Annotated in this window: 11 protein-coding genes; 3 read left to right on the plus strand and 8 right to left on the minus strand. The window is 43.4% G+C overall.

Annotated elements, in window-relative coordinates; genetic code table 11:
* Positions 1-349: 349 nt before the first annotated feature.
* The 8 genes from ACGF5R_RS23045 to ACGF5R_RS23080 form a co-directional block, all read right to left on the minus strand.
* Complete coding sequence (locus ACGF5R_RS23045) at positions 350-538, minus strand: hypothetical protein (protein ID WP_387692912.1); 189 nt, start codon at positions 536-538, stop codon at positions 350-352.
* A 161-nt stretch (positions 539-699) separates the two neighbouring features.
* On the minus strand, positions 700-1,233 hold the full coding sequence (locus ACGF5R_RS23050; RefSeq protein WP_387692914.1) for a hypothetical protein: 534 nt from the start codon (positions 1,231-1,233) through the stop codon (positions 700-702).
* 357 nt (positions 1,234-1,590) lie between these two features.
* Positions 1,591-2,355, minus strand: coding sequence for an antitermination protein (locus ACGF5R_RS23055; RefSeq protein WP_387692916.1), 765 nt, complete (start codon positions 2,353-2,355; stop codon positions 1,591-1,593).
* Positions 2,355-3,332: a toprim domain-containing protein gene (locus tag ACGF5R_RS23060; protein WP_387692918.1), complete on the minus strand. Its 978-nt coding sequence runs from the start codon at positions 3,330-3,332 to the stop codon at positions 2,355-2,357. Before ACGF5R_RS23060 ends, ACGF5R_RS23055 begins: the two co-directional genes overlap by 1 nt.
* Entirely contained in the window at positions 3,329-4,876 is a 1,548-nt protein-coding gene (locus ACGF5R_RS23065) for a DEAD/DEAH box helicase (protein WP_387692929.1), read from the minus strand. The genes ACGF5R_RS23060 and ACGF5R_RS23065 overlap by 4 nt, the downstream gene beginning before the upstream one ends.
* A complete protein-coding gene (locus tag ACGF5R_RS23070; RefSeq protein WP_387692921.1) occupies positions 4,863-5,699 on the minus strand; it encodes a hypothetical protein in 837 nt (278 codons plus the stop codon). The genes ACGF5R_RS23065 and ACGF5R_RS23070 overlap by 14 nt, the downstream gene beginning before the upstream one ends.
* Positions 5,700-5,947: 248 nt before the next feature.
* Entirely contained in the window at positions 5,948-6,241 is a 294-nt protein-coding gene (locus tag ACGF5R_RS23075) for a hypothetical protein (protein ID WP_387692923.1), read from the minus strand.
* Between the two features lie 2 nt (positions 6,242-6,243).
* Complete coding sequence (locus tag ACGF5R_RS23080) at positions 6,244-6,471, minus strand: YdaS family helix-turn-helix protein (RefSeq protein WP_112879863.1); 228 nt, start codon at positions 6,469-6,471, stop codon at positions 6,244-6,246.
* Between the two features lie 129 nt (positions 6,472-6,600).
* Between ACGF5R_RS23080 and ACGF5R_RS23085 the strand changes: the two genes are divergently transcribed.
* From ACGF5R_RS23085 to ACGF5R_RS23095, 3 genes are all read left to right on the plus strand, one after another.
* Positions 6,601-7,203: a helix-turn-helix domain-containing protein gene (locus ACGF5R_RS23085; RefSeq protein ID WP_387692925.1), complete on the plus strand. Its 603-nt coding sequence runs from the start codon at positions 6,601-6,603 to the stop codon at positions 7,201-7,203.
* A 348-nt stretch (positions 7,204-7,551) separates the two neighbouring features.
* Complete coding sequence (locus tag ACGF5R_RS23090; RefSeq protein ID WP_240000914.1) at positions 7,552-7,830, plus strand: hypothetical protein; 279 nt, start codon at positions 7,552-7,554, stop codon at positions 7,828-7,830.
* Positions 7,827-8,033, plus strand: coding sequence for a hypothetical protein (locus ACGF5R_RS23095; protein ID WP_387692927.1), 207 nt, complete (start codon positions 7,827-7,829; stop codon positions 8,031-8,033). The genes ACGF5R_RS23090 and ACGF5R_RS23095 overlap by 4 nt, the downstream gene beginning before the upstream one ends.
* The last annotated feature ends 18 nt before the right edge of the window (positions 8,034-8,051 follow it).

An 8,051-nucleotide genomic window follows, 5' to 3' on the forward strand; every position in this document is an offset into this window, starting at 1 on the left:
TGCTATAGCGCTCCATTGAGATAAACGCAGCGGCAACGGCTTCACCTACAAATACCGCGTCAAGATCACTCAGTCCATCAGGTACCATTTGCGACAGAATAGTAATAAGTGTCAATCGTGCCTGTTCTTGGGATTCTGGAGATAGTTTGTCAAAGTTCATACCCGACCTCTCGACGGTAATAAAGAAAAAGGCCACGCTATGCGCAGCCTGGAATTGGTGCCGACTGCAACAAGGTTGGAGTGTTGAAAAGTTGCGGCGGCGAAAATGAAAAAGCCCCGCAACTAGGCGAGGCTATATATTGAATTCATACTTTTGGGGTTTTAACGACCGGTTTGCGTTTCATACACCTCAACGCGCATGTTGCAAACAATCTTCATCTGGCTCATACCCCATGACTACCCGGGGAGCATCGCGCTCTAAGCGCTCAGCCTGCTTCCAATTAATACCAAATTGTTCCATTGGAGTTTTACCATCTGCAAAAAGTCCAGAAATGATCTCTTCAGCCATTTCTTCTATTCGCTGCATTGAGTATGACATAATATCCCCTCGGATACGGCTCTTTCTTAAGAAAAGACACACCCTTATATGTCAGTATTTGAAATTTACTTGACAAAAAACCACTCTATCTTTGAGTGGTGTCACATGTTTCTACGCCTGTTTAATATGCGATATAAGCTAAGTTATTTCAACTTATTTGTTCATGATTGTTCACTTTTAAGCGTAAGAACCATCGCTGGCGTGCCCCTGTTGTAGTCCTCATCATATCTAAACCCGCTTTCCAGGTAATATTTCTTCACGCCTTCCAGCGGTGATACAATTGCTAACTTATCCACAGAATACCCTATTTTTTTCAAAAAGATACCATAAGCAGAGTATGAATCTAATGCCAAACCCAACATTTGATTCTTTAAATCCGCATGAGCATCCTTTCTTTTTTCCATCCAGCTTATTTCAACAGATGAACACTGATCATTATACCCACCAAAAGCATAACCAACAGGCTGCCCCCTATAATAAACAACTAATTTTATTGGGTGATCATAGGAATAACTGGTGAATACGGTCGATTTCAGCGAAGGAACCCACGTGAAGTACCCTGAACTCTTTACAGCATCTAGATCTTGGAGGGCTTGTTCACTCGGATATTCTAATTTTAATGAGGGTTCTGGGTATTTAGATTTCAGGCGGTCTTGAACACTCTTGAAGACAGCAGATTGGTAATCTTCAAACACTATCAACACTCCAATATATTGATAATTATTGTTACCGATCATACAACATTTTGATATCGTGTCACATCTTAAATTCATGTATCAGAAGAAAAGTTATCCACAGTTAATACATCAATCATGGGATAAATATACTGTCAGAATCTAATCAAGTATAAAAGCCGTATTCGCGCAGTAATATGCCACACCAGCCATTAGACAGACTGAAAATTTTATCTGAGAACGGGGGTGTGGGCTTGATATATGAAAAAACCCCGTGAGTACGAGGCTTGGGATTCTTTAGTGAGCATAGCTACAATTCCCCACTATCGATAGACAATAAACCAATTGCGGACAAAATGCAAATTGTCGATATGTTTTTTATTGTGTCACTTTGCTAAATTCAGATGCAGCTCTGCTTTCCTCGATATCACATTTCGCCACCAGCTTTTCATAGAATGGCTTCCAGTTCCTTCTCCATGTCCTTTCGTTTAAATCTGGCAATAGGGCCTTAATAGCTGCATATGCCACTGAGGATGGCACCCGGCTATAGCCACGACCAGAGCAACGCTCACAGATTTTAATTACTGGCGCACCAGCGGCTTTCGTTGCTTCACGATCAACGACTTTCCCGGTACCGTTACAACGACAACGGCTGGATATTACCCCTTTGCCATTACAAGGAGAGCAAAGTTCATCTACACGCTCCGTTTCTACGCGTTGCTCTATTACATCCTTATATCCCGCATATTTAATCACATCACGCTGAACGGATATTAACCCGCGTCCATTGCAATGTGAGCATGTGCTGGTTGTGGCGGCTGATCGGGAATATTCTTCAAAAGCCATTTTTGCCAAGATCACCAGGCATTTTCCTAACTGGCGCCCACTCGCTTTGGTAATAAGTTTGGGTACCTGACGTCTGGCATACAAAGTCAACTGTTCAACGGTTCGTATGGTATCTTCATTGCTGACGCCGTGTTTACCTAAGAACGCCGCCATTCCAAAAGTGGCTTTAGATTCAGCCATGCCTAACGCCGCCATGATATCAGTACCCGTGATCCGGTCTGTTGACGTGCATTTAGACGAATGATTGATTGCCAGTCCTTTCGGGCTGAAATGTTTTAGTGCTGATTCGAGTTTCATTATTCCGCCCACTTCTTAAAAGACAGTTCACGCACTTCATCACCGTTAACAAGTACGTCATTGAAATCACCATGATCAGGCCAGCGAATACTGACCGTTTCTAAATCATTTTTAGCAATGAGATTGCCCCTGGCACACTCAAAAGCGGCCGCGTGTCCGGTCGCTGAATACAGGTCCATATCAGCGAAAATAATTAAGTGTTTAACCCCTCTCGGTACCCGGAATTTCCCCATAAATCCCGCATTCATAGTCGGCCAGGTGTTGCAACCGTATATCTGTTTGCATGAGAGTGCGGTTTCTATGCCTTCTGTGATCCCCAGCGTTGATGAAACGGGAAACATGCGGATAGCCACAGAGCCGGTGTGCTTTAAATAATCATCAGACTGTAGGGAATACGTTTTTTTGGCGATATCCATATTGGCTTTTTTATCACCCTCTAATAGCGTCCGGTGCAGGTAACAAAGCGCACCTCTATCATCCGTCGCCAGAGAATACATGGCCTGAAACGCTTTCATTCCTACGGGTTGATGATGGCAATACCTGATTTGTTCGACGGGTAAACAGTGAATCCCCCGGTTGCGTAAATAACTTTCGGCTGACGTTCCGCGCAGATTCACCAGCGTGGCATACTTCCTAATCACCCTGTCACGAAATAGTGACCGGTCATCTTTATTGATGGAGTCTTGAGCGCTTTCGGGCTGATAGGCATACGTATTGCCAATAATTTCATCAACTTCTTTTGCTTGAGTTTTAAAGTCTTTCTTCTGAGTCAACCGGAGCAGTGTCCAGCCATCACCTGAATTACCACAGCTACAAATAAAGGTTCCCCGTCCGCCTTGATCATCACAGCGATACTTGCCCTTCCGTCCACATATCGGACACTTGCCTTTGTAGTGCTTTTTTCCTGTGATGGGGGGCAAACCGTAATGCTCAAAAACTATCGACCATTTTCCGATAACGGCATCCGTTGTTTTCATAAACTACCTCCCTGCGTGGCTGAACTGAGTTGTTTTTTCTCCTGGCTTTTTGCCCAAGCAATCAGTTTCCATTTGATGAAATTATGAACTTCCGGGGTTAGTTCTACGGGGTAATCATCTAAGCCGTTCGGCCACTCACTGAACTTGCTTTTAAATGTGTGAAAACACCAGCCATCAGAGATGGGCTTCCCTTGGTTGGCACGCTGACGCTGGTAATATTTGATTTGTGACCACCAGCTTTGTTTTTCTTTCTTACTGTAAGTACGGTCCTTGCCGCTGAGCTTTTTCAGTCCACGCGAGCGATCCACTTCAACATCTTCACCGCTTAAGGGCTTAAACCCACACTTAGGGCAAACATAGACGCCCGCTGGTTTCATGTAATGACAGTCAGGGCATTCCTTCGGGAGCTTTTCAGCTTTATCGCTGTCAGTGCGACGAGAGGCCTCTTTCATCCCGTCGTTTTTAGATGGCAGCTCGTCATATTCGATATCATCGGGATAACCAAGTCGATGAACCGTACCGGAGTGATCCAGAATGATGCACCGATCTTTGCCTTTAGCGGTACGCAGACCTCTGCCGATTGACTGGAGCCAGCGTATTTCTGACTTAGTAGGCCGGGCGTAGATGATGCATCGAACGTCACTGTCAAAACCCGCGACCAGTACGCCCACATTGACGATGATTTTTGTTGCGCCCTGCTCAAAGCGATGGATGATAAGCTGACGTTCTTCATGAGGCGTGCTGGCGGTCATCACTTCCGCATTCACCCCGGCACGATTGAATTCGACAGTGATAAAGTTGGCGTGACTGACATTGACGCAAAAGCAAATTGTAGGCTGGTTCTCACCCAGCTTGAGCCAGCTACTCACCACATCCCCCACCAAATTAGCCCCACACATAATTTCCGCTATTTCATCTTCCTTGTAGTCACTGCCGTACTCCTTGCTTGAGGAGAACCTCACGCCTGACAGGTCAGGCTTAGTGGGGGCGTAAAACTCATACGCGCTCAGGTCGCCACGCTGGATTAATTCTTTTATCGTGGTGGGCTTTATCAGTTTCTGGTAGTAGTGGCCCAGGAACGGTGAGAAAGGGGTGCCCGATAATCCGATAACCTTGCAATCTGTTTCTGAGGTCAGCCATGTGATGGCTTCTAGTATCTTTTTGCGTTTCAGGTGTGCCTCATCAATCACCAGCAGACTAATGTTTTCGGGGAAGTCACGGCGTATCAGTGTGTCAGCCGAGGCGATTTGAATCAGCTTTGACGGGTCTTGGTTAGGGTGATTACGCCAGATATATGCGATTTCATCCTCCGGTAATCCATACTCGATAAAGCGCTGCGCAGTCTGATTGATCAACACGGTAAACGGGCAGATCATCATGACTTTTTTGTTTTTTGATACAAATCCGTCAACAATGAATGCTGACAGGGCGGTCTTCCCCGCCCCTGTGGGAGCATAAACAAGAAAGCTGCTGTACTTTTTCCATTCAGCCCTTAAAAGATTTAACCCTCTTTCCTGTGCGAAATTTGGCTTAATTTCCAGCATAAGCACCTCTCGCATGCAGTTTTTGAGTTAAAGCAATCTCTGGACTAACAAATTGCAATCTGTAACTAAGAGTGGTTGGATTGACATTATGTTTTCTTGCCATTTCTGTCAGAGGAAGAGTTTCCCCAAATGCAGTAATCCAGCGAGTCTGACGCTTGTTTGCATTTTGAATCTTGATTGTGGTCCAGCGGCAGTTTTCTGGGTAATAACCTTTGTTCACATCAATGCGATCAATTGAGTGGCTTTTGCTTGGCTTGAACCCCATATCACGAATGAAGTTATTAAATGACTTAAGCCATTCATCACACATCGCGATACCCCGCCCACCATAATTTTTATACTCTGGGTTATTCTCGTTATAGCAGCGCTGTTTGATTGCCAGCCAGCAATCATACTCTGATGGTCGTTTTCCATTTTTCAAATATCCATGCTCAGTGATCCTTTCCATCATGTAACAACCACATGATGTTGATACCTCTTTAATAAGCAGAACCGCTGTTGTTTCATGTAAATTTCCGCATTCACATTCACAAAGCCATAAATTCTGACGACCCTTTTTGCCTGAAATTTTAATTGCAGTGAGTCTATTGAATTTCTGCCCAGTCAAATCATGAGGTCTTCCTCTGGTTACCCCCCTGCGAGCTGCTTCTGTTTTTCTGCTCATGCTTACAGCCTGTTTAATTTCACGATCTACCGTGTCATAATCGGCTACGGAAATTTGTTTGCTTATGATTTCCTCCGCAAGAGCCGATACGGTTCCACCCGTCAAAGTCTTACCGTTCGGCTTCTTGCCCCCTCTTGCACTTCCATTCTTACTTAACATTGATACCCCCATTTGAATGACTCCCATTGCCAGAGAACAAGCCTTTTTATTTTTCCCATTTAGACGTCTGGACGTATTTCGGCTTTTATCCCCTTACAGTGATCTTCTATAAGATCGGAGTTGTTTTTCCTTGGCTGTGCCTTCCCTAACACCCCTTTCAAAGATCACCCCCCTTACCCCCCTAGAAAGTTTTCCCCTCTTCCTCAAACCATCCAGACGTTTAGACGTCCAAGCATCCAAATAACCTTTCAACCTCTTTTCTCCTTCACTGGCTGCGGCTTCTCGGTATAACCCTGACTCGCTCTGGCATACTTCCTGACAAATTCCCGCAGCCGGATATTTGCCGCCCGCCTCGCCGCGTTATCTTTCCGATATGAAACCGGTTCCTCATCCCATGCAATTTGATAAACCTCGGCATACTTCACCGTGATTTTTGCCCGTGTAGCCGGATCAAGACTCAGTAACATCTCCTGTATCCACTTGCCGTCATCAGGAAAATATTGAGATGGCATTGATACCTGAGCGTAGGAATTAGGGAACATGGTTAATAATTTCCGGGCGGTGGAAATATTTTCACTAGATCCGGTCGCAACTCATGCGCTTGGACCTCACCATTTGTAAGGTTCACAATGTCAGGAACAGATGAAACAGAAACGCGCTTCTTTCCATTCAACCAAGCACTAACTAGTGATTGTTGGCGCCCTAATGCCTTAGCAAGTATCGTTTGATTACCTACAATTTTTATCGCCTTTTCTATCGCAAGATTTCTCATACCTCACCCTCTCATTAACCCTATAGTGATAATAATATCACCAAAAGAGAAAATAAATCACCTTAGTGTTTTTTTTGCAAAAATATCACTTTAGAGATAGAATTAACAAAACTTATTGAAGAGGTAGGTATGACATTTGCAAAAAGATTAAAAGAGGCAATGAGGAAAAGAGACTTCACGCAGTCCTCCCTTGCCAAAGAAGTAGAGATGGCTCAGTCCATGATTTGGAAATTAACCACAGGAAAGGCACAGAGTACTACTAGAATTGTTGATTTAGCCAGGGTTCTCGGTGTGCGTCCAGAGTGGCTCAGTGATGGTAGTGGCCCTATGTATCCAGACAACTCACCTGCTTCAGTGGTGGTAAAGTGTGCTAAATCATTTCCTGTAAAAATCTATGATGCCAATAGTGATACAGGAGATACGATTATGATTCCGGGATTCTTTGAATCATCTGACACATATAGAGCGTATAGAATCACTCAAAATACTGGCTGCGCAGAAGCCACGGAAGGTTCTTTAATTGTAATTGATAGTTCAGAAAAGGCAGCTAATGATGATTTGGTATATGTGCGCATAGGAGAAAACTACTCTGTATATCGTTTTGTACAAGGTGGTGCTTTTGGCTTTCTATCAGTTGATGACACCAGAGTACCATTAACTCCTATCAACTCTGACGTTGAACTAGTGGGTGTTATTGTGTACCTGTTCCGAGATATGAAGCGAAGACGATAACAATCCCGTTCAATTTCGATTGCTGTAGCATAAGTCCCCGGGTGCGTTCGAAATAGTTCTGACATTCTTTCCTCTTAAGATACTGTTTAGATGTACAGTATCTTAATACTTGACTAAATCATTGCAATTATCAAGGTAAAAAAACATTTTTTTGTTTTTTAACAAAAATCTCTTTTACTTCAATACCATAAAACAAAAAATAATTTTTTATCACTATAGGTCTAGATTAATTAGAACTATAGTGATAGATTTAAAACTACCAAAGTGATAAATTCAATCACCAAGAGAAGCCGAAGTAGCTAAATGGCAGGACAACAATAAACACACTGACACTGAGGTATGATTATTATGCTCAAAAAGACTTTCACCTCCGCAGCTATAAAACGCTCCAACACAGGGCAAAAACTACCGGTTAAAGTTAATTCGGAGGTACGCAAACCAACTATTTTAGACGATGCAAAATACCGCTCAGGTTTGGCCTGTTCTCTTTACGAGGTCATTATGGATACCGCTGATAAAGAAAAGTGTTCAAGTACCCTAACCGATCTAATTGCTCTTGCATGTGATATTAACTATGAAATTAATCGTTCCCTTGAATCAGTTTTAACTAGCAGGGGTGAAGAATGAATAGTAACTCTCTAAATAAACAACACAATACTTCTTACATTAATTTTGAAATAGAGGATGCGCTCGAAAAAATCGAAGCACTAGCAGAGGCGGCAATTTACCTTTATGGGAATAAAGAAGAGGAAATGCTGAGCCGTGAAATTATAGATGTTATTCATTCAGTTGCCAGTGAAGCACTAAAAAAGGGAGGCTGTTATGTTTGATTTAGAGACCGCTATGTT

It is taken from the genome of Photorhabdus sp. RM71S, from assembly GCF_042879355.1.
In the GTDB taxonomy this organism is placed as follows: domain Bacteria; phylum Pseudomonadota; class Gammaproteobacteria; order Enterobacterales; family Enterobacteriaceae; genus Photorhabdus; species Photorhabdus kayaii.